The following is a 19091-nucleotide window of genomic DNA, read 5'->3' on the forward strand; positions in this document are numbered from 1 at the left end:
GAGTTAGAAAACCAATCATTGCTGCGGAGGGTCACATGGATCTGGGAATTTCGGGAAAGAAGGCGCTCGTTTGTGCGTCCTCCAAGGGCTTGGGCTTTGGCTGTGCACAGGCTTTGGCACGTGAAGGAGTCGATCTGGTGATGAACGCGCGGACCGAGGGGCCTTTGTTGGAGGCTGCCGAGGCGATCCGGGCTGAAACAGGCGTAGACGTCGTAACTGTCGCCGCAGACATCACATCCGAGGAAGGCCGTGCCGAGGTTCTGAAGGCGGCGGGCGAAGTCGACATTCTTGTCACGAACGCAGGTGGTCCGCCCCCCGGTATGTGGTCCGACTGGAGCCGCGATGACTTCATCGACGCGTTCGACGCCAACATGTTGTCGCCGATTGCTCTGATGCAAGCTCTGATGCCGGGCATGATCGACCGCGGTTGGGGCCGGGTGGTGAACATCACCAGCGTGTCCGTGAAGTCTCCGATTGCCGTTCTGGGCCTGTCCAACACGGCGCGCACTGGACTGACGGGATTTGTTGCAGGAACCGCGCGCCAAGTGGCAGGGCAGGGTGTGATCATCAACAACCTGTTGCCGGGGCTGCATGATACAGATCGTGCCGCGGCCCTTGATAAAGGGGCGACCGAGGCTCAGGGGATCACGATGGATGAAGCGCGCGCGCAGCGTATGGCGACCATTCCCGCTGGGCGCTATGGCTCGCGGGAAGAGTTCGGGGCCACCTGTGCGTTCATGTGTTCACAACATGCAGGCTTCATGATCGGACAGAACGTGCTTCTGGATGGTGGGGCGACGAACACCACGCTTTGATCAGCCAAATCTACCAGTGCTGGGGCTTGTGCTTTGCCCCGGCCCGCTTACCTTACCCAAACAATTAGCCAGCTTCGACGGAGAACAGCGATGCGGATGAACAAACTTGCCAATGGTGCGCTTGAAGTCAGCGCGCTGTGCCTTGGATCGATGACATGGGGATCGACCAACACCCCCGAGGAAGGGCACGGCCAGATCGACATGTTTCTGGATCACGGCGGCAATTTCATCGACACGGCGGAAATGTATCCGGTGAACCCGATCAAGGCCGAGAATTGCGGCCGATCCGAGGCGACGATTGGCGGCTGGCTGGCCAAAACTGGTCGGCGCGAGGATGTGGTGATTGCCACCAAGGTGTCGGGCGATAATCCCGGCTGGAAACGTGACGGCAAAGGCTATGACGGTGCGATCATCCATCAGGCCGTGGACGAGTCTCTGGAAAAGCTGAACACCGACTATATCGATATCTACCAGACCCACTGGCCCATTCGCGGCAGCTATGCGTTTCGTCAAAACTGGACGTTCGACCCTTCGCGCCAGAACCGCGAAGAGGTTGAGGACCACATGCGCGAGGTTCTGCAAGCGATGGCGGATCTGGTGAAAGCGGGCAAAATCCGTTACTTCGGCCTGTCCAATGAAAGCGCGTGGGGCACGGCACAGTGGCTTCGTCTGGCGCGCGAAATGGGCGCGCCCGAAGTGATCTCGATCCAGAACGAATACAGTCTGATGAACCGTTTGGCGGACACCGATCTGGCAGAGCTGTGCATGAATGAAGGCACGCGGGTATTGTCTTATTCGCCGCTGGCGACGGGCCTTTTGACCGGAAAGTACCAAAACGGAGCCATCCCAGAAGGGTCACGCCTGTCGATCTATCCCGGTCTGGGCGGTCGCACGACCGAACGGGCCTTCCCGGCGGTGGATGCCTATCAGGCGGTGGCCGATAAGCACGGGTTGGACCTTGTGCAGATGGCGCTGGCCTTTGTCGTGACGCGCCCATTCATGGGCTCGACCATCTTTGGCGCGTCCTCGACCGAGCAGCTTGCGCGTATGATGGACGGCAAGGACTTGATCCTGTCGGACGAGGTGATGGCGGATATCGACACCGCCCACCGCGCCCATCCGATGCCCTTCTAAGGCTAGGGCTTGAGATTTCCCCCGGCACGGTTCAAAACTGCCGGGGAGTGAGGGTTTCTTAATGATTGATCGACGCCATGTGTTGCAATTTGGGGGCGCTGCCGGTTTGGCCTTCGCCCTGACGGCCTGTGTGGGCGGTGGAGGGGGCGATGGGATCGAGTTTCATCGCAACACCAAACGCCCCATCAGCTCGACCACGCGATTTGATGCGGCCCGTTTTGCTGGGAACTGGGTGATCCGGGGCGAGTTCGTGCATCCGGATCAGAAGCCGCTTTATGGAACCGTCTCGATCGAGCACGGCGCGGGCGGGATCACGGGCATCACGCTTAGCAATGCTGCAGGTGGGCGCGAGCGCTATGATGCGCGGATGAACACAGCCGGGCGGATCACCGTCGGCACACCGCCCTTTGGGACCGAGTATTGGGTGCTTTGGGTGGATGCTGATTACCGCACGGCGGCCATCGGCACACCCTCGGGCAGTTTCGGCTGGATCATCGACCGCAACCGCTCGGGCGGAGAGGATCGCATCAAGGCCGCTGCGGACATGCTGGTGTTCAACGGATATGCCAAAAGTCGGTTGCACATTCGGTAAATCCCCAAACTTGCGAAGCCTCGCGGGACGTGCGAAGCCGTGACCATGCAAGCTTGGATCCCGATCACAATACTGGCTGCGTTCTCGCAGAACCTGCGCTTCATGCTGCAAAAGCGGTTGAAGGATACGCGGCTAAGCGCGACCGGGGCCACCTTTGCACGGTTCGTCTATTCGGCCCCGCTGGTCGCGGTGCTGATGTCAGGCTATTTCGCGGTCACCGGGCTGGATGTTCCACAGCCTGACACGCGGTTCTTTGTCTTCGCCTTCACCGGCGGGATTGCTCAAATTCTGGCGACGATCTGTGTTGTTGCGCTGTTCGCCGAACGCAATTTTGCCGTTGGAATTACCTTCAAGAAAACCGAAGTGGTGCTGACCGCTCTGACCGGGCTTTTGGTTCTGGGGGAAGGCGTCGGGATGGCCGGAGCGATGGCGATCGGCATCGGCTTCTTCGGACTCATCCTACTGTCAGACCCGCCTGAAGGCGGGAAGGGATGGCGACGTTTTTTCAACAAGGCCGCAGCGCTGGGGCTGGGGGCAGGACTGCTCTTTTCCTTCTCGGCCATCGGGTATCGCGGCGCATCCCTGTCATTGGGCGTCGAGGATGTGGTGGCGCGCGCGGGCTTCACCTTGGCTGTGGTCACCGCATTCCAATCACTGATCATGGCCAGCTGGATGATCCTGCGCGAAAAAGGCGAAGTCACCCGCGTATTCGCAGCATGGCGCGTTGGAGTATTGGTTGGGTTAAGCTCGATGATCGGCAGTTTTTGCTGGTTCACTGCCTTCACGCTGCAAAACGCAGCCCTCGTCAAAGCGCTTGGTCAGGTTGAGCTTTTGTTTTCCTACGCCGCCACGCTGTTTGTGTTCCGCGAAAAAGTCAGTGGGCGCGAGTATGCGGGTACCGCGCTGATCCTTGCCTCGGTGCTCGTGTTGGTTCTGTACTTGAAATAGCGCCGTTACAACGTGGCGGACAGAGGGCCGATGCCGCCCAACCGTTCGAACAAGCTTTCTTCGTCCGAATTGTTGAAGAACGGCACCTGTGCGGGGGCACCCAGATCGGGCAGGTTGCCCACGATCTCGGCCAGCACAACTTCGGTGATGAAGGGCAGGTCAAAGCGGCGCACGTCGTCCAGCGGGATCCATTGAAGGTGGCTCAGTTCGTCCGAAGCGCGCGAGAAGTCGTCGACATCCGTCTTCAGTTCGTCCGCGTCCACTGCAAAGAAACGCGCGTCAAAGCGGCGTGGGCGGCCTTTGGGTGTGATGGCGCGGAAGACAAAGGACATGCCTTTGGCGGATGGAATGAACCCGGACTCTGCAAAGCTCATCCAATCGCTTGGGATATCGCCGGACCAGGCGCCAGCTTCGCCAAGGATTTGGCCGGTTTCTTCCCAAAGCTCGCGAATGGCAGCGACCAGCAGTGCCTGTGCTTTTGCGGCGTCCGCCTGCTCGCCCAGGCGGGTCAGGCAGGGTTCGGCGCCAGCATCAGCCAAAGGAACCTGCGCGTCGGTCGCATCCAGCGCACCACCCGGAAAGACGAACTTGTTCGGCATGAAGGCTGCATTCGCGCCGCGCTGCCCCATCAGAACCTGAGGGCGCGTGGCTTTGTCCCGGATCAGAATGACGGTTGCTGCGTCGCGGATGATCTTGGATTTGTCCATGTCGGCCCCTTATGGCGTGGTGTTACTTCTTTCCTGCAAACCCGTGCATACGCTTCGCCCACTGAAAGGCAATCATAAAGCCCTTGAAACGGGGCAGAAGGTAAAGTGACGCAGCGACAGTCCCAACAGTGAAAATAGTGGCCAACATCAGCGGGTCTTGTACGACATGTACATAAAAGATGTGCAACAGGGGCGCCATGATGTGGCCGACCACGATAATGGTCAAATAGGCTGGACCATCATCTGCCCGCTGGTGGTGCAGTTCTTCCCCGCAAACCGTGCAGTCGTGATGAACCTTCAGATAGCCCTGAAACAGCTTTCCTGTGCCGCAGCTTGGGCACCGTTTCGCCCAGCCCTTGCGTAGGGCGGGCTTTAGTTCACGTTCAGTTTCGGCCACTGCGGGCATCACTTCATCCACAGTCATCTGAGCGTTGTCGGTCATCGGGGACTCCTTGTTCGCGCGTCAGACCATCATACAGAACTTCACATGTAAATCAGGCCCAGAAATGCGCTTGCGTCGGGATGTCGCGGAAAAATGCACAAGGTTGCGACGGAAACCTGAAGCCCACGCGTTGAAGATACATAACGACGCAGAAACAAGGTGTCGTTGAAGGCAAGTAACCATAGGAGATCGTTATGAAACTCAATAAGAAAACTGCTGCGACTGCCGTTGCTCTGGGCCTTGGGGCTGCTCTGACGCTGACCTCGACCGCTGCGATGGCGTTCGGCGGCAAAGACGGTGACCGTGGTGCGATGGGACGTAAAGGCGGGTTCATGCAGATGGAATTCGTCGATGTAGATCTGGATAAAAATGGACAGATCACAGTGGAAGATCTGCAAGCTGCTGCCAAGGCACGGTTCGATACGGCTGACGCTGATGGCGATGGGGCTTTGACGCTGGACGAGATGAAAGCCCAGGCAGAAAAGCGCATGGCTGAACGTATGGCCGCAAAAGGCGACGGCAAAGGCGAGCGCAAAGGTAAGATGATCGAAAAGCGCATGGGCTGGAAGCTGGAAGAGATGCTGGCCAAGAAAGACGCTGACGGAAATGGCAGCCTGAGCTTTGAAGAAGCCTCGCCCGAGCAAGCCATGCTTGAACGCATGATCGATCGGTTCGACACCGATGACGATAATGCCATCTCGGCGGCTGAATTCGATGACGCGCAGAAAGAGATGTTCATGCGTCACGACAAACGCGGACATGGCGGAAAAGACCGCGACCGCAAGGGCTAAACACACCATGGATGCCCCGCCTGAGGGGGTGGGGCATCTGCACATTGTCTAATGTCAGGGAACGGGCTAGGCAGGATATATGAACATGGCCTTGGACGCGTATGAAGGTGCTTCGGATGAGGCGTTGCTGGTGCTTTATGGCAATGGCGACCCCATGGCAGCTCAGCTGCTGACCCATCGGCTTGCGCCGCGCGTTTTGGGCTTTGCGACACGCCTTTTGGGCGGTGACCGCGCCGAGGCCGAGGACGTTACGCAAGAAGCGATGTTGCGTCTGTGGAAACAGGCCGCAAGCTGGCGCAGCGGTGAGGCTCAGGTATCAACCTGGCTGTACCGCGTGGTGTCGAACCTGTGCACGGACCGGCTTCGCAAACGGCGGACGGTTGATCTGGATGCGGCGGGCGATCCTGAAGATGGCAAGCCGTCAGCAGTTGAAACCATGATGGATGTTGACCGGGCGACGGCCTTGCAAGGCGCGCTGAACCGGTTGCCAGAACGTCAACGGGTTGCGGTGACGCTTCGACATATTGAAGGGGAGACGAACCCCGAGATTGCTCAGATCATGGGCATCAGCGTCGAAGCGGTGGAAAGTTTGACCGCGAGGGGAAAAAGAGCACTGGCTAAGGATTTGGCCGGTCGACGAGAGGAGTTGGGATATGGCGAAGATTGACAATCAGCCGATGCAGGACAACGAACTGGACCTGTTCTTTGATGCGGCCCGGCAGGACGTGGCAGAGCCTTCTGACACGTTGATGGCGGCGATACTGGCCGATGCACAGGCACAAATGCCTGCAGTCGATCCGCTGCCTGCCCCAAAGGCGCGTCATACCGGGTGGTTCTCGTCCATCTGGGCCGCCATCGGCGGGTTTCCTGCTGCTGCCAGTCTGGCAACCGCGACTGTTGCCGGTGTCTGGATCGGGTTTACTCAGCCTGTTCAGCTTGAAACGCTGTCCGGCGGTTTGGTTCTGGCGGGTGACTATGTCACCACCGATACGTCTTACGCACTGGAAGACCTAGCGCCCGGATACTTGGGAACAACACTGTTTGCAGAGGATGAGGGATAATCATGTCAGATCAGACACAACAGACACCAACCTCTGAACCGCGCCCACCCCGACGCTGGATGCGTTTTGTGCTGGTGGCCTCGTTGACGTTGAACCTTCTGGTTCTAGGACTGGTTGCGGGGGCCAAGTTCTCGGGCCATCGCGGGGATGATTTTGATCATCGCGGACCGGAGCGCGGCGCGATCCGTGATCTTGGGTTTGGCCCGATCGCCAAGGCGCTGGATCGTAAGGATCGGCGCGACATTGGGCGTGCCTTCCGAAAAGAAAGTGGATCTTTCAAAGACAACCGTGCGGTGCTTGAGCGGGATTTTGATGTTCTTTTGCTGATCCTGCGCAATGACAGATTTGATGCCATCGCGTTTGAGGCAACCATGACTGAGCAAGCAGATCGTTTGCGTCAGCGGGGCGAGACCCTGCGCAAGTTGGTCGTGGAACGGATCGGTGCGATGTCTGCAGAAGATCGTAGGGCTTTCGCGGACCGATTGGAAAGCGCAGTAGATCGACCATCGAAAAACAAAGATCGTTGAATGGGAGGCATCCAGTTTGGTTGCCCCCAAATCAGGCGGCTGAACGCCCGAAAGTGACAACGTTTCGGCCATCCGATTTTGACGCATAAAGCGCTTGGTCCGCCGCCTGTGTCAGCTCATGTGCGCTACGAGTATCGCCAAGTTGATCCCCCCAAACCGCAACCCCGACCGAGACCGTGACGGGGATCGGGAAGGCGGTCTCAGCAACATAGATCGGCTGGTCGCCGATTGCGCGCCTAAGGCGCTCGGCCATGGCCATCACATCCTTATGGCTGACATCTGGCAAAGCGACCATAAATTCCTCGCCTCCGAAACGTGCCAGAAGATCAAACTCGCGCAGATTGTCGCGAAGGCGATTTGCGACCTCGATCAGAACCTGATCACCCACACCATGACCATACCGGTCATTGACCGATTTGAAGTGATCCAAATCCAGCACCATGATCGCATAGGGCTGTCCGTTGGTTAGGGCCTCTTGTTCAAGCCGGTTCAAGTAGCTTTGAGCATAACGGCGATTGTGAAGCCCCGTCAGGGGATCCTGTACCGCCAGTGACAGGTTCAGATCAAAGCGTTTACGCAGCGCGTCCAGTTCGGTTTTGCGGGCCAGATGGGTTTTCAGGCGTAGCGCCAGTTCCATAGGTTCAAACCCAGCGTGCAGAATTGCGTCGGCCCCGAGATCCAGCGCCATTGCCCCGTCATTGGGACGGTCTTCATCAGGTACGACCACGATAATGGCGTTGCGCGTTCGCGCGCGCGAGCGAAGTTCGCTTACAAGGCGCAGACCATCGGAATCTTCATTCAATGCGGCGCTGATAACGAACGCGTCCGCGACCTTGCTAACTGCGTTCATATCCCCCAGGGCCTGAGTTTTTGTCACAACGTCTAAACGGTGTGACAACTCGGCTCCCAGTTTGCGCCGCCATAGCAATCCATGTTCGGGGTCCGAAGCGACAAGGGCAATACGGGCAGAGGGCACGAATTCCGAGGCCTCTTCCGCGCACCCAAACTCGGTCGAGAGGTCGCGATGCCGCATGATCTCATCATAGTTTCCTCGGGTCCGGATCAGGCTTCGTACCATCGCCGACAGAGTGCTTTCCTTCACCCCGCGCGAGTATACGTCGTCTGCACCCGCACGCAGGGCAGCAATACGGGCCTGTCGCCCCTCTTTTTCGGCAAACAGAATGACGGGAATTGCGCGTAAGTTCGGGTCATTTTTCAACGCAGTGCAGAGCGAAAGGCTTTGCCCAGACTGGCCGCGCCCCAGAATGATCAGATCAGGCTGAGCACGCCGCGCCGTTTCCAGCACGTCATCGATCCGCTCGACCTGAATCACCTCATATCCTGACATGGTCAGCTTGACCTTCAGGACGATGCGATTGGTCGCAAGATCATCTGCTATCAGGATCCTTCCGCTCATTTGACCGTTTTGCTAATTGTTGAAACTGGATTGCAGACATCCTGCGCCCGATTGGTTAAGAAATCCTTTCCAAATGAGAAGGAGTGTTAATTTGACGTCAGATCAAGCCGAGCGGATCGCGTTGAACATGCTGGCCTGGCTGGTCTCGAATGACGAGCTTTTGCCGGTTTTCATGGGGGCAACAGGAGCCGGACAGGATACGCTTCGTGATAAAGCCGGGGATCCCGAATTCCTTGCGGCGATGTTGGATTTTTTGATGATGGATGATCAATGGATCATACAGGCCTGTGACGCACAGAACCTAGCCTATGATCAGGTGGCGCAGATACGTCATGCTCTTCCGGGCGGAGCGGAAATGCACTGGACCTGAGGGGCGGATATGGGCAGTGTGCCTGTGAAAACGCAGGCAGGAGCTTCCATGACGATCAAGGCCCTTCTCTTTGACAAAGACGGCACGCTTTTCCAATTCAAAGCCACGTGGGAGGCTTGGGCGCACGCTGTGCTTCTGCGTCTGACGGATGGTGACTATGCGCGTGCGACACAGGTCGGGTCGGACATCGGGTTTGACATGGAAACGCAGACTTTCGCGCGTAATAGCGTGGTCATCGCGGGCACCCCAGCCGAGATCGTCACCGCCCTACAAAAACACTTTGATATGACAGCTAATGCGCTGGAAACCATTCTTAACGACGAAGCGGAAACGGCTCCGCAGGTTGAGGCCGTAGCGCTGGTGCCCTTAATGGAAGGTTTGCGCGCCCGAGGCTTGGCTTTAGGGGTTGCCACCAACGATGCCGAGCGTCCTGCACGACAACATCTTGAGGGGGCGGGTGTGTCTGCACTCTTCGACTTTATCTCTGGGTATGACAGCGGTAATGGCGTCAAGCCCGACGCCGCGCCTTGCCTAGCCTTTGCGCGGCACCTCAAGGTCAGCGCCGATCAGGTCGCAATGGTAGGGGACAGCTTGCATGACCTGAAAGCCGGGAGGGCTGCGGGGATGCGTACAATCGGTGTGTTGACTGGATTGGCGACCCATGGCGAGCTATCCCCATTCGCCGATGTCGTTCTGGATGATATCGGTCAGATCCCGGCCTGGTTGGATCAGCAGGCATAGAGATCTAAAGCGTATTTTCGAATTGTTAAGACATGGGGCTTACAACATCACCGTGAAGTGACACGTGTGATTATGATGCATGGTTTGATCCTGTGGATATTCGAATCCTTTGTGCGCCTGACCTATGGGGATCAGGTGTGGGAAAAGGTGCTCGTGGATCTGGATCTCCATCTGCCAACGGTCGAGCCGATGTTTCACTATGACGATCAGATTGGCCTGTCGATCTTACGCCAATTGTCGATCGAACAAAGCCGCGACAGACATTCGCTGCTCGAGGATTTTGGCACGTTTCTAGTGACTGATCCACGTGTCGAGCGGGTACGGCGTTTGCTGCGGTTCGGCGGGGTCGACTTTACTGAGTTTCTGTATTCGCTTGAAGATCTCAAAGGGCGTGCACTCCTTGCCGTGCCTGATTTGACACTGCCGGAGGTGCAGGTGGACGAAGTCCAGCCGCATCGCTTTGAAGTAAAATGCGAAGACAGTCCCAAAGGCGCCCCATTCGTCCTGTTGGGCGCCTTGCGTGCCTTGGCAGATGACTACGGTTCATTGGTCTTTCTCGAAGTGGTTGCTGAACGGAATGACAACGTAGTTATCATTGCAAGCCTGTTAGATCGGCAACATGCAGAAGGGCGTGAATTCTTGTGGGCGACGGACGGTGCCACATGAATATTGAACGCCCCATACCTTTCACATGTGGCGTGCTGGACCGTGTGCTGCCGATGCACATGATGATCGATAGCAAAGGCGTTGTACAACATGCAGGGCCGACCATTCAGAAGGTGTTTGCCAGCCGCAAAGTCGTCGGACGCAACGTGTTCGGATTGCTTGAACTCAGGCGACCCAGAAATATCACGCGGATCGAAGATATAAGCAAAATTGACGCCAAGCGCGTACAGCTGAAAATCCGTGACGAGTTCGGGATGTCTTTGACTGGTGCAGTTGCGATGATGCCAAATCTGGACAGCGTGTTGCTGAACCTGTCCTTTGGGTACTCCATTGCCGAGGCAGTCGCGCGCTATGAGCTAACGGGGTCGGATTTTGCACCAACCGACCTTGCTGTTGAAATGCTCTATTTGGTCGAAGCGAAATCCGCGGCGATGGATATTGCCAGCCAGTTGGCACATCGTCTTCAAGACGAAAAAGAAGTGGCGCAATCACAGGCGTTGACCGACGGGTTGACGGGGCTTTCCAATCGACGAGCCCTTGAAACAAGGCTGGAGCGTCAGTTGCAGCGCAATGTACCTTTCTCGCTTATGCATTTAGATCTGGATTTCTTCAAATCGGTCAATGACACCCATGGTCATGCGGCCGGAGATGCGGTGCTCGAGATGGTGGCGCAGATACTGCGCGAAGAGACGCGGCAAGAAGATCTGGTCGCGCGGGTTGGCGGGGATGAATTCGTGATTGTCTTGGACAATCAGGTGTATCCCACGCGGCTTGAAAAAATCGCCGCCCGCCTGATCAAGCGGATCGAAAAACCGATTACGTTTCACGGCAGCGTATGCCGGATCTCGGCCAGTATCGGTGTCGTGCCTTCGACCAACTATGCAAGGCCCGACCAAAGTGTGATGGCAGAGGATGCGGACAAAGCGCTTTATGCGTCAAAACGTGCGGGGCGGGCGGCTTTTACGATAGCAGAACGCTAGGGCGAGGTGCGTGTCTCTGACCAGTTGACAGGTGCTTGGACAGGCCTTAGCACAACGTTAGCCCCTTGCATCAGAGACCACTATGCCCTTGTTATTTCGCGCAATATCTTCCGTATCCGCGGCCGTCGCTGGGGTGCTGTTGATGGCAAATCCGGGATTTGCACAGACTGATGATATTATTCGGTCCATTCTGGGCCGTCCACTTCAAAGCGCGCAGGTGTCTCAGGCCTTTATTCACGCAGATGGCTCGCTTGAGGGAGTGTTCAATGGCATTTCCTTTGCTGGGACCTGGACCTTGGACGGTGGCAAGTATTGCCGCACGTTTACGCGGGGACTGAACGGTGCGCCAATCTGTATGACCGTGTCCGCGGAATACACGCCTGATGGTGATGTCCGTGCAGTGATCTTTGATGGCCCAGCTGGTCGTGCTAAGTTTGACGTGGGAAACTAACGCGCCCGAGTAACATCTCGGCTCCGACGCCCCAAAGAGGTCGTGAGGTAGGTCGCTGATGTGTCTGGAAATCCAACTGGCAGCCCGTAGGGGAATCGAACCCCTCTTTCCAGGTTGAAAACCTGGCGTCCTAACCGATAGACGAACGGGCCACTCTGTCGGTAGGCGGCTTATTAGGCGAGCGGATTTGCAAGCGCAAGAGCTGAAATGCGTGAAGTGCAAAAAAGTTTCACAATGAATAGACCGAACGCCGTGAACGCAAATATCGCGCCCCGCCATCGTGCAGACATAACTGGCGCGCGATGCGATCATCCAGCTGATTAATTGATCTTGTTGAGCGCTCCTCCTAACCATCCGCGATGACTTTGGCTTCTGAGCGATAGAAAGCTTGCTTAGAACCGATGGCAAATAGGGGCGATGATCTACGTGTGTCGGGTCGAGGCGATCAATCTACTGCGTTCGCAAAAGTGAACTGAGGGAACTGCATACGAAATTCGAACGTTCATGAAGGGTGACACGAGCTGCGGAGCATCGGCGGAAAGCCAATTGGAGCATGGGGAACATGGTCCAGCGAACGTGGGCGACTTCCGTTCCATTAGCTTGGTAAGGCGATGATATTCGGGGAAAAAGTGGCAGCCCGTAGGGGAATCGAACCCCTCTTTCCAGGTTGAAAACCTGGCGTCCTAACCGATAGACGAACGGGCCACTCTATGGTGAGGGGTTTCTATGTCAAAGCCCTATGCCGCGCAAGAGGCATTTTCACTTTTTTCGACTTTCAGAAAGCGCATGGTTTTCAGGACTTTGCAGCATCTTCCAGGCGCAATTGAGGGCTTAGTCGGCCTTGCCATTGATTGATCTCGAGTCGCCCTGCCAGATGGAATCTCGCACCGCCATGTTGTTCCAGCATGGGACCAAGCGGACCATCGAATGCACCAAAGGCAATAGCGTCAATCCGAACACCAAGCCCGTCACCGAAACTGACTTTTAGATGATTTTGACCGACACGTTTGGCAAACAGAATTTGGACATCCGGAAATGCGAAGCGCGGGGCAGGGGCCGAGGCTCCGAATGGGCCAGCTTCTTCAAGCTTTTCGATCAGATCTACTGAAGCTGCGGAAGGCATAAGAATACCATCCAGCTTCAAGTCCGCAGCCCCCAGATCACCAGCGCCCTGTTTGGCCATGAGTTCGGTCAGTCGCGCCATTGCTGGATCCAACTGATCGCGGCTTATGCTTAGACCCGCAGCCATTTTGTGCCCACCACCCTTTTCGATAAGCCCTTCAGCGGCTAGCTTTTGGATGGCAGCGCCAAGGTCGATCCCAGTGACTGATCGTCCTGATCCTTTGCCATCAGGCCCGTCGAACCCGATGACGATCGCGGGGCGGTTGGTGGCTTCTTTCAGGCGGCTGGCGACGATGCCAACGACGCCGGGGTGCCAGCCGTCTCCGGCGGCCCAGACAATCGGTGCGTCCAATCCACGTTTCTCGGCCTGATCCATGGCCAACTCTTGAACGCGTGCTTCAATCTCGCGGCGTTCTGCGTTGAGTTCATTTAGTTTTTCAGCAATCGAATGGGCTTCGTTCGGATCGGTTGTGGACAGCAAGCGCGCGCCTAGGTCGGCTTTGCCAATCCGCCCGCCCGCATTCACACGAGGCCCCAGAAGGTATCCCAGATGGTACGAACGCGGCGCTTCGTTCAGGCCTGCCACATCGGCCAGAGCCACCATGCCGGGGCGCGTGCGTCGGGCCATGATTTTCAGACCTTGCCGAACAAGCGCGCGGTTGGCATCAATCAACGGAGCGACGTCCGCAACCGTGCCAAGTGCCACGAGATCCAGCATCGAAATGAGGTCGGGCCCGTTCCGTCCCGCTTCGCGCAGCAAGCGACCCAGTTCGACCAGCACAAGAAAGACAACCCCGGCGGCGCAGAGATAGCCCGGCGCGTCGGCTTCGTCCTGACGGTTCGGGTTCACCACGGCGGTGGCGTCTGGCAGCGTTTCGGCGCCAAGGTGGTGGTCCAGCACGATCACATCTGCACCTTTTGCGCCGGCGGCTGCAATCGGTTCATAGCTAAGCGTGCCGCAATCTACGCAGATGATCAGGCTGTGATCGGCGGCCAGTTTCTCCATCGCGGGTGTGTTGGGGCCATAGCCCTCTTCGATCCGGTCGGGGATGTAGAGCGTGACTTGGCGATCGAACTGTCGAAACCAGTCGATCAACAAGGTGGCCGAGGTCGCGCCGTCCACATCGTAGTCTGCGAAAATTGCAACTCGTTCCGATTGGTCTAGCGCCGTAAGGATACGTGCTGCGGCTTTGTCCATGTCTTTCAGCTTGCGGGGATCAGGCAGAAGCTCGCGTAGGGTCGGGTCGAGAAATCCGGTTGCTTCGTGCGGGGGGATGCCGCGTTGGGCCAGAAGCGTGCAAAGGGCTGCGGGAAGGGTGGTCTGCTGGCCTATGGCTTCGGCCTGACGTTCGACCTCGGCTGTGGGGCCAAGCCATTTACGACCGGTCAGCGAGCTTTCGACCCCCAGAAAAGCGTTCATGCAAGCACCTGATCAGTCGCGACCACCTTGGCAAATTCGCCATTTAGCTGATCAAGGGCTGCGATGTGGATCTCGTCCGCTGTCACGGCTGGCCCTTCGCGCCAGCTGAGATCCGCGTTTCCGGTAAACGCTGCACAAGCGTCGTGCACCAAGGTGACGTCAAACCCCAGATTGGCAGCCATTCGGGTAGAGGTCGACACGCAGTGAGGCGTTGTCAGGCCACAGATAGTGACCTTTTCAATTCCCTGTTTTCGAAGAGTTTTCTCGAGATCTGTTCCGATGAAGGCAGAGTTCACATCTTTGGTCAGCACAGGTTCCCCGTCACGCGGCGAGACCATAGATTTCAGGGCCACAAGCCCGCCGTCTGGATTCAAAGGGCTGCCTGGTGTCGTAGACAGGTGCTGAATGTGAAAGACGGGCGCAGATTGCGCCCGCCAATGGGTCAAAAGCCGGGCGGCGTTTGCCTCGGCGTCTGGATTGTTGCGCGTGCCCCAAAACGGGTCATCAAACCCTTCCTGCATATCGATCAGGATCAGGGCACCAAGCATCACTTGGTCGTAACGGGGTTGCGATAGACCATGCGGCGGACCGAACCGGTTTTCGAACGCATCAGCAGCGTTTCGGTGGTCAGCCAGCCGGGCTCGCGTTTAATGCCCGAAACGACCGATCCATCGGTGACGCCGGTGGCGGCGAAGATCACGTCGGCGGTAACCATCTCATCACGCGAATAGATGCGATCCAGGTCGGTGATGCCAGCCTTTGCGGCGCGGCCACGTTCGTCATCATTGCGGAAGGTCAGCTGACCCCACATCTGGCCGCCCATGCATTTCAGAGCGGAAGCCGCCAGCACGCCTTCCGGCGCGCCACCACGGCCCATATACATGTCGATACCAGTGATATCGGCCTCGGCACAGTGGATGACACCAGCTACGTCACCATCGGTGATCAGGCGGATTGCAGCGCCGGTCGAGCGGATGCCCTCGATCATGTCTTCGTGACGCGGGCGTTCCAAAACACAAACGGTGATGTCCTTCACGTCGCAATCACGCGCCTTCGCCAGCGCCTGAACGCGTTCCTTGGGGGACATTTCCAGAGACACAACATCTTTCGGGTAACCCGGACCAATTGCCAGCTTTTCCATATATACGTCAGGCGCATGCAGCAACGTGCCGCGCGGGGCCATGGCGATCACGGTCAGCGCGTTCGGCATGTCCTTGGCGGTCAGCGTGGTGCCTTCCAGCGGGTCCAAAGCGATGTCCACAGCGGGGCCTTCGCCGGTGCCGACTTCTTCGCCGATGTAAAGCATTGGGGCTTCGTCGCGTTCCCCTTCGCCAATCACGACGGTTCCGTGGATCTCAAGCAGGTTCAGCTGGTCGCGCATGGCGTTCACAGCGGCTTGGTCGGCGGCTTTTTCGTCTCCGCGGCCGACAAGATCGGCACTAGCCATTGCGGCTGCTTCGGAAACACGGGCCAAACCAAGCGAAAGCATGCGGTCGGCAAAAACGACTTTATCGGCCATAAGGGGCAATCCTCACTGTCTCTATTTGCCCTTTGGTTTAAGCGCCGGTGGAAGAGGGGGCAAGAGCAATACGTGTTGAAAAGCCGCGCGGGTGCCGGATTCACGTAGCAAAGCGCAAGTCTGGGCTTCGGATGAGCCCTTGGAACAAAAGCGCGATCATCGTGCCGTTCAGAATGTGCCAAATGAAATGCGTGCCCGTGGGCCAGATTTCGCAAAGATGCATGTCGAATGTTCGGAACGTGAGCGAGATCATGAAGATGACCGTTGCAGCTGTGATCCATGGGGCGATTTCGTGCCCGTTGCGGCGGGTCAGAAAGGTGAACGCCAACAAGGCCAGTACGGCAGGCAAGTACTGCTCGGACCCGTTCAGCAGACTGTTTTCGGCTTTGTGCTCATGTGGGTCATCGTGCGAGGTTTCAGGCGCTGTTACCGGAGCTGTTTCGGTGGCTATCGGGATGTCGCTGCTTTGACTTCCCGAGCCATCTCCTCCGAAAGCAAACACTACGGCAATGGCGGCTGCGATGATGGCAAGACCAGCACCTATCCTACCGGGACGAATGCCTGCGACCCGACGCAAGGCCACCAGAATGAACAGGAACACGAAGGTCCAAATTGGGATCACATCGGCCAGGCTGGCCCACGCATTTGCGAACGTATGGAACAGGAAGCTGCCGATGCCGATCATGCCTGCCAGCAGGATCAGGACCATAGTCATCGGGTCCAGCCGGTCGCGGCGCTTGGCCTCGATCCAGCCCCAAAGCGCGGCCAGAACGAAGGCGAGATTCGAGATCGCGTTCAGCGGCTCGGCCCAGAAAGCGGCGCTGACACGCTCGCAATAGATATCAATCGGGGTGAACCAGTCCATGAGCGCCTCCTAAGTGTGAAGGTACTCTGGCTAGACCGGCGGGGTCGGTCCAGTGCGAAGCAAACTGACGTTGGGCGAGGGCGCTTACAGCTCTTCGATGCGGATGGCGACGGGATCGCCGTCGACCACGCCGGTTTCCGCAAATCCCTTCAGCGCCATATCCAGCGCGTCGCGGGTGCATTTGTGGGTGACGACCAGAACCGGGGCGAGCTTCTCGTCGTGGCTGGTCTGGCGCATCCGGTTGATCGAGATGCCTGCATCGCCCAACACGGCGGCAACCTTGGCCATCGCGCCGGGTTTGTCGAGCAGTGACATGCGCAGATAGAAGGGCGCAGGCTTGGCGGCCTTTGCGCCGGTAACAGGACGCAAAGTTGAGGCAGGCTGACCGAAGGTCGGGATCCGGATGCCACGCGCGATGTCCATCACGTCGCCCATAACCGCGCTGGCCGTTGGGCCTTCGCCCGCACCGGGACCGCGCAGAACGACCTGTTCCACCGCGTCGCCTTCGACAACGACCATGTTGGTACCGCCTTCCAACTGGCCCAGCGGAGAGCTCGCGGGCACAAGGCAGGGCGACATGCGTTGCTCCAGCCCGCGGCCAGTCATCTGGGCAACGCCCAAAAGCTTGATGCGGAAGCCCATTTCGGCTGCGTGTTCAATATCTTCTAGTTGGATGCGCTGGATGCCTTCCAGCTCGACCGCGTCGAAGTTGACCTGCGTCCCGAAGGCGATCGAGGACAGGATCGACAGTTTGTGACCAGCGTCGATGCCGCCCACGTCAAGGTTCGGGTCAGCTTCCAGATAGCCAAGCTCGGCGCATTCTTCGAACAGCGCGTTATAGCCACGGCCTGTGGCCTGCATCTGGGTCAGAATGTAGTTACAGGTGCCGTTCATCACGCCCATGACGCGGGTGATCTCGTTCCCGGCCAGACCTTCCAGCAGGGACTTGATGATCGGGATGCCACCAGCGACTGCAGCTTCATAGCGGATACGCACGCCTGCGGCCTCGGCTGCCAGCGCAAGCTCTTGCCCGTGATGGGCCAGAAGGGCCTTGTTCGCGGTGACAATGTCTTTTCCGGCGGCAATTGCAGCCTCGACCGAGTCTTTCGCCGGACCTTCATCGCCGCCCATCAGTTCGACAAACACGTCTACGTCGTCGCGTTTGGCCAAGGCGACGGGATCATCTTCCCAAGCATAGTCCGACAGATCCACACCGCGATCCTTGTCTTTCGACCGGGCTGAAACCGCAGTGACCACAACAGGGCGTCCTGCACGATCTTCCAAGAGAGCTGCCTGACGGCGGATGATCCTCACAACGCCGATGCCGACGGTGCCAAGACCTGCAATTCCAAGGCGCAGGGGGGCGGTATCTGTCATGTCGGTCTCCGTCGGCTGTAATATGGTCCAGCGACGTGTAGCCAAAGCGGCAGGGCTGTGCAATCCACGGCGGGGGCGCGGGGCCCAATTTCTTGTAGGATTTGTGGCTTAATGCCGGGCCAAGGCCGCTTGCATATTCGCACGCGTTTGCCCGTCGACAACCGAAGCAAGGCGCAAGCGGTTCGCCCGCGCCCGCAGCGCGGCGGCGCGGCTTGCCAATGATCCGGTGCCATAATCGCCTTGATCGGCAGGGACTTGACTCAGAATGTCGCTCATCGAGACGATTTCGGGGTAGGGGGCGTTTGCCGCTGCTCCATCCGCGAAGTCCGGAATGTCCGAGCACGCCATCAGGACGCCGAACCCCAGAAACAGGCAGGTCTTAAGCGTTCGGGTCATGCGGCGGCGGTCCTTGATACTATCGTTACGGCGACCATAGACAGGGCGGGCGGACGCTGCAAGGCAGCATAGTGTTCCGGGCGGATGGTGGCAGGACGTTGCGGAACATTTTGGCGAAGCGCTTGGATGTGAACGATTGTTCAGTTACCAATTTGCCATGGCGCGTAAAACCGGATCACATAGCGAAATTACAGGCCCCCGCGTACGCGAGGCGGCGCTGACCTTGTTTGCCCGTCACGGCTTCGCTGCTGTGTCGATGCGCCAGATCGCGCGTGAAGTGGGTGTTCAGGCAGGCGCTTTGTATCTCTACACCAAGGACAAGCAAAGCCTGCTGTTCGACCTCATGCGTTCGCATATGGAAGAGCTGTTGGCGGCGTGGACAGACGAACCCAAAGGCCAGAGTGCTTTGGAAGCGCTTGAGGCCTTCTCGCGTTTCCACATCCGCTTTCACTTGGAGCGTCCCGATGCGGTCTTCATCGCCTATATGGAGCTACGCAACCTGACGGACGAAAATTTCGCCGCCATCGAAACCCTCCGTCGTCAATATGAGGGCGAGTTGGAGGCGATCCTGCGTTCAGGGCAGGAGGAGGGCGAACTTCAGCTTTCTGATATTCGCCTAAGTTCCATGGCGATCATTGCGATGCTAACCGGGGTGAACACCTGGTATCGCGAGGGCGGTCGCCTGTCACGCGAAGCGGTGGCAGATCGATATTGGGACATGGTGCGCGGCGCAGTTGGCGCTTGAGAGCT

At 58.0% G+C, this 19091-nt stretch carries 23 protein-coding genes and 2 tRNA genes; 14 read left to right on the forward strand and 11 right to left on the reverse strand.

Going from position 1 to position 19091, the window contains the following annotated elements:
- Positions 1-35: 35 nt before the first annotated feature.
- The 4 genes from ACP15F_RS04605 to ACP15F_RS04620 all read left to right on the forward strand — a co-directional run bounded on the left by ACP15F_RS04605 (position 36) and on the right by ACP15F_RS04620 (position 3489).
- Positions 36-815, forward strand: a complete 780-nt coding sequence (locus ACP15F_RS04605; RefSeq protein ID WP_424939654.1) for an SDR family oxidoreductase — start codon at positions 36-38, stop codon at positions 813-815.
- A gap of 90 nt (positions 816-905) precedes the next feature.
- Complete coding sequence (locus ACP15F_RS04610) at positions 906-1949, forward strand: aldo/keto reductase (protein ID WP_424939655.1); 1044 nt, start codon at positions 906-908, stop codon at positions 1947-1949.
- A 61-nt stretch (positions 1950-2010) separates the two neighbouring features.
- Positions 2011-2541, forward strand: coding sequence for a lipocalin family protein (locus ACP15F_RS04615; protein ID WP_424939656.1), 531 nt, complete (start codon positions 2011-2013; stop codon positions 2539-2541).
- Between the two features lie 45 nt (positions 2542-2586).
- Complete coding sequence (locus ACP15F_RS04620) at positions 2587-3489, forward strand: EamA/RhaT family transporter (RefSeq protein ID WP_424939657.1); 903 nt, start codon at positions 2587-2589, stop codon at positions 3487-3489.
- Positions 3490-3494: 5 nt separating this feature from the next.
- Here ACP15F_RS04620 and ACP15F_RS04625 read toward each other — a convergent pair whose 3' ends face one another.
- Positions 3495-4196 carry an NUDIX hydrolase gene (locus ACP15F_RS04625; RefSeq protein WP_424939658.1) on the reverse strand — a complete coding sequence of 234 codons (702 nt, stop codon included), beginning with the start codon at positions 4194-4196 and terminating at the stop codon, positions 3495-3497.
- A gap of 22 nt (positions 4197-4218) precedes the next feature.
- The gene (locus tag ACP15F_RS04630) at positions 4219-4638 is read right to left on the reverse strand and encodes a DUF983 domain-containing protein (protein ID WP_424939659.1); all 420 of its coding nucleotides are present in this window, start codon (positions 4636-4638) and stop codon (positions 4219-4221) included.
- 194 nt (positions 4639-4832) lie between these two features.
- Between ACP15F_RS04630 and ACP15F_RS04635 the strand changes: the two genes are divergently transcribed.
- The 4 genes from ACP15F_RS04635 (at position 4833) to ACP15F_RS04650 (ending at position 7017) form a co-directional block, all read left to right on the forward strand.
- On the forward strand, positions 4833-5429 hold the full coding sequence (locus ACP15F_RS04635) for an EF-hand domain-containing protein (protein WP_424939660.1): 597 nt from the start codon (positions 4833-4835) through the stop codon (positions 5427-5429).
- A gap of 79 nt (positions 5430-5508) precedes the next feature.
- Positions 5509-6096: an RNA polymerase sigma factor gene (locus ACP15F_RS04640; RefSeq protein ID WP_424939661.1), complete on the forward strand. Its 588-nt coding sequence runs from the start codon at positions 5509-5511 to the stop codon at positions 6094-6096.
- Entirely contained in the window at positions 6083-6490 is a 408-nt protein-coding gene (locus ACP15F_RS04645; RefSeq protein ID WP_424939662.1) for a dihydroorotate dehydrogenase, read from the forward strand. Before ACP15F_RS04640 ends, ACP15F_RS04645 begins: the two co-directional genes overlap by 14 nt.
- Positions 6491-6492: 2 nt before the next feature.
- Positions 6493-7017, forward strand: a complete 525-nt coding sequence (locus ACP15F_RS04650) for a periplasmic heavy metal sensor (protein WP_424939663.1) — start codon at positions 6493-6495, stop codon at positions 7015-7017.
- 31 nt (positions 7018-7048) lie between these two features.
- On the opposite strand, the gene ACP15F_RS04655 is transcribed toward ACP15F_RS04650, so the two are convergent.
- A complete protein-coding gene (locus tag ACP15F_RS04655; RefSeq protein WP_424939664.1) occupies positions 7049-8434 on the reverse strand; it encodes a diguanylate cyclase domain-containing protein in 1386 nt (461 codons plus the stop codon).
- Positions 8435-8525: 91 nt separating this feature from the next.
- Between ACP15F_RS04655 and ACP15F_RS04660 the strand changes: the two genes are divergently transcribed.
- The 5 genes from ACP15F_RS04660 to ACP15F_RS04680 all read left to right on the forward strand — a co-directional run bounded on the left by ACP15F_RS04660 (position 8526) and on the right by ACP15F_RS04680 (position 11642).
- Complete coding sequence (locus ACP15F_RS04660; protein WP_424939665.1) at positions 8526-8804, forward strand: DUF3572 domain-containing protein; 279 nt, start codon at positions 8526-8528, stop codon at positions 8802-8804.
- A 48-nt stretch (positions 8805-8852) separates the two neighbouring features.
- On the forward strand, positions 8853-9545 hold the full coding sequence (locus ACP15F_RS04665; RefSeq protein ID WP_424939666.1) for an HAD family hydrolase: 693 nt from the start codon (positions 8853-8855) through the stop codon (positions 9543-9545).
- A gap of 57 nt (positions 9546-9602) precedes the next feature.
- A complete protein-coding gene (locus ACP15F_RS04670; RefSeq protein ID WP_424939667.1) occupies positions 9603-10211 on the forward strand; it encodes a heme NO-binding domain-containing protein in 609 nt (202 codons plus the stop codon).
- On the forward strand, positions 10208-11191 hold the full coding sequence (locus tag ACP15F_RS04675) for a diguanylate cyclase (RefSeq protein WP_424939668.1): 984 nt from the start codon (positions 10208-10210) through the stop codon (positions 11189-11191). The genes ACP15F_RS04670 and ACP15F_RS04675 overlap by 4 nt, the downstream gene beginning before the upstream one ends.
- Before the next feature lie 142 nt (positions 11192-11333).
- Positions 11334-11642: a hypothetical protein gene (locus tag ACP15F_RS04680; RefSeq protein ID WP_424939669.1), complete on the forward strand. Its 309-nt coding sequence runs from the start codon at positions 11334-11336 to the stop codon at positions 11640-11642.
- A 77-nt stretch (positions 11643-11719) separates the two neighbouring features.
- On the opposite strand, the gene ACP15F_RS04685 is transcribed toward ACP15F_RS04680, so the two are convergent.
- From ACP15F_RS04685 to ACP15F_RS04720, 8 genes are all read right to left on the reverse strand, one after another.
- Positions 11720-11794, reverse strand: a tRNA-Glu gene (locus ACP15F_RS04685).
- 478 nt (positions 11795-12272) lie between these two features.
- Positions 12273-12347 (reverse strand) — tRNA-Glu (locus ACP15F_RS04690).
- Positions 12348-12435: 88 nt separating this feature from the next.
- A complete protein-coding gene (recJ, locus tag ACP15F_RS04695) occupies positions 12436-14184 on the reverse strand; it encodes a single-stranded-DNA-specific exonuclease RecJ (protein ID WP_424939670.1) in 1749 nt (582 codons plus the stop codon).
- Positions 14181-14732: a cysteine hydrolase family protein gene (locus ACP15F_RS04700; RefSeq protein WP_424939671.1), complete on the reverse strand. Its 552-nt coding sequence runs from the start codon at positions 14730-14732 to the stop codon at positions 14181-14183. Before ACP15F_RS04700 ends, recJ begins: the two co-directional genes overlap by 4 nt.
- On the reverse strand, positions 14732-15703 hold the full coding sequence (glpX, locus tag ACP15F_RS04705) for a class II fructose-bisphosphatase (RefSeq protein WP_424939672.1): 972 nt from the start codon (positions 15701-15703) through the stop codon (positions 14732-14734). Before glpX ends, ACP15F_RS04700 begins: the two co-directional genes overlap by 1 nt.
- Positions 15704-15803: 100 nt before the next feature.
- A complete protein-coding gene (locus tag ACP15F_RS04710; protein ID WP_424939673.1) occupies positions 15804-16568 on the reverse strand; it encodes a ceramidase domain-containing protein in 765 nt (254 codons plus the stop codon).
- A gap of 84 nt (positions 16569-16652) precedes the next feature.
- Complete coding sequence (locus tag ACP15F_RS04715; protein WP_424939674.1) at positions 16653-17945, reverse strand: homoserine dehydrogenase; 1293 nt, start codon at positions 17943-17945, stop codon at positions 16653-16655.
- Positions 17946-18053: 108 nt separating this feature from the next.
- Entirely contained in the window at positions 18054-18341 is a 288-nt protein-coding gene (locus tag ACP15F_RS04720; RefSeq protein ID WP_424939675.1) for a hypothetical protein, read from the reverse strand.
- A gap of 157 nt (positions 18342-18498) precedes the next feature.
- On the opposite strand from ACP15F_RS04720, the gene ACP15F_RS04725 reads away from it, so the two are divergent.
- Entirely contained in the window at positions 18499-19086 is a 588-nt protein-coding gene (locus ACP15F_RS04725; protein WP_424939676.1) for a TetR/AcrR family transcriptional regulator, read from the forward strand.
- Positions 19087-19091 lie beyond the last annotated feature (5 nt).

The organism is Aliiroseovarius sp. S253 (assembly GCF_049800855.1).
GTDB lineage: Bacteria > Pseudomonadota > Alphaproteobacteria > Rhodobacterales > Rhodobacteraceae > Aliiroseovarius.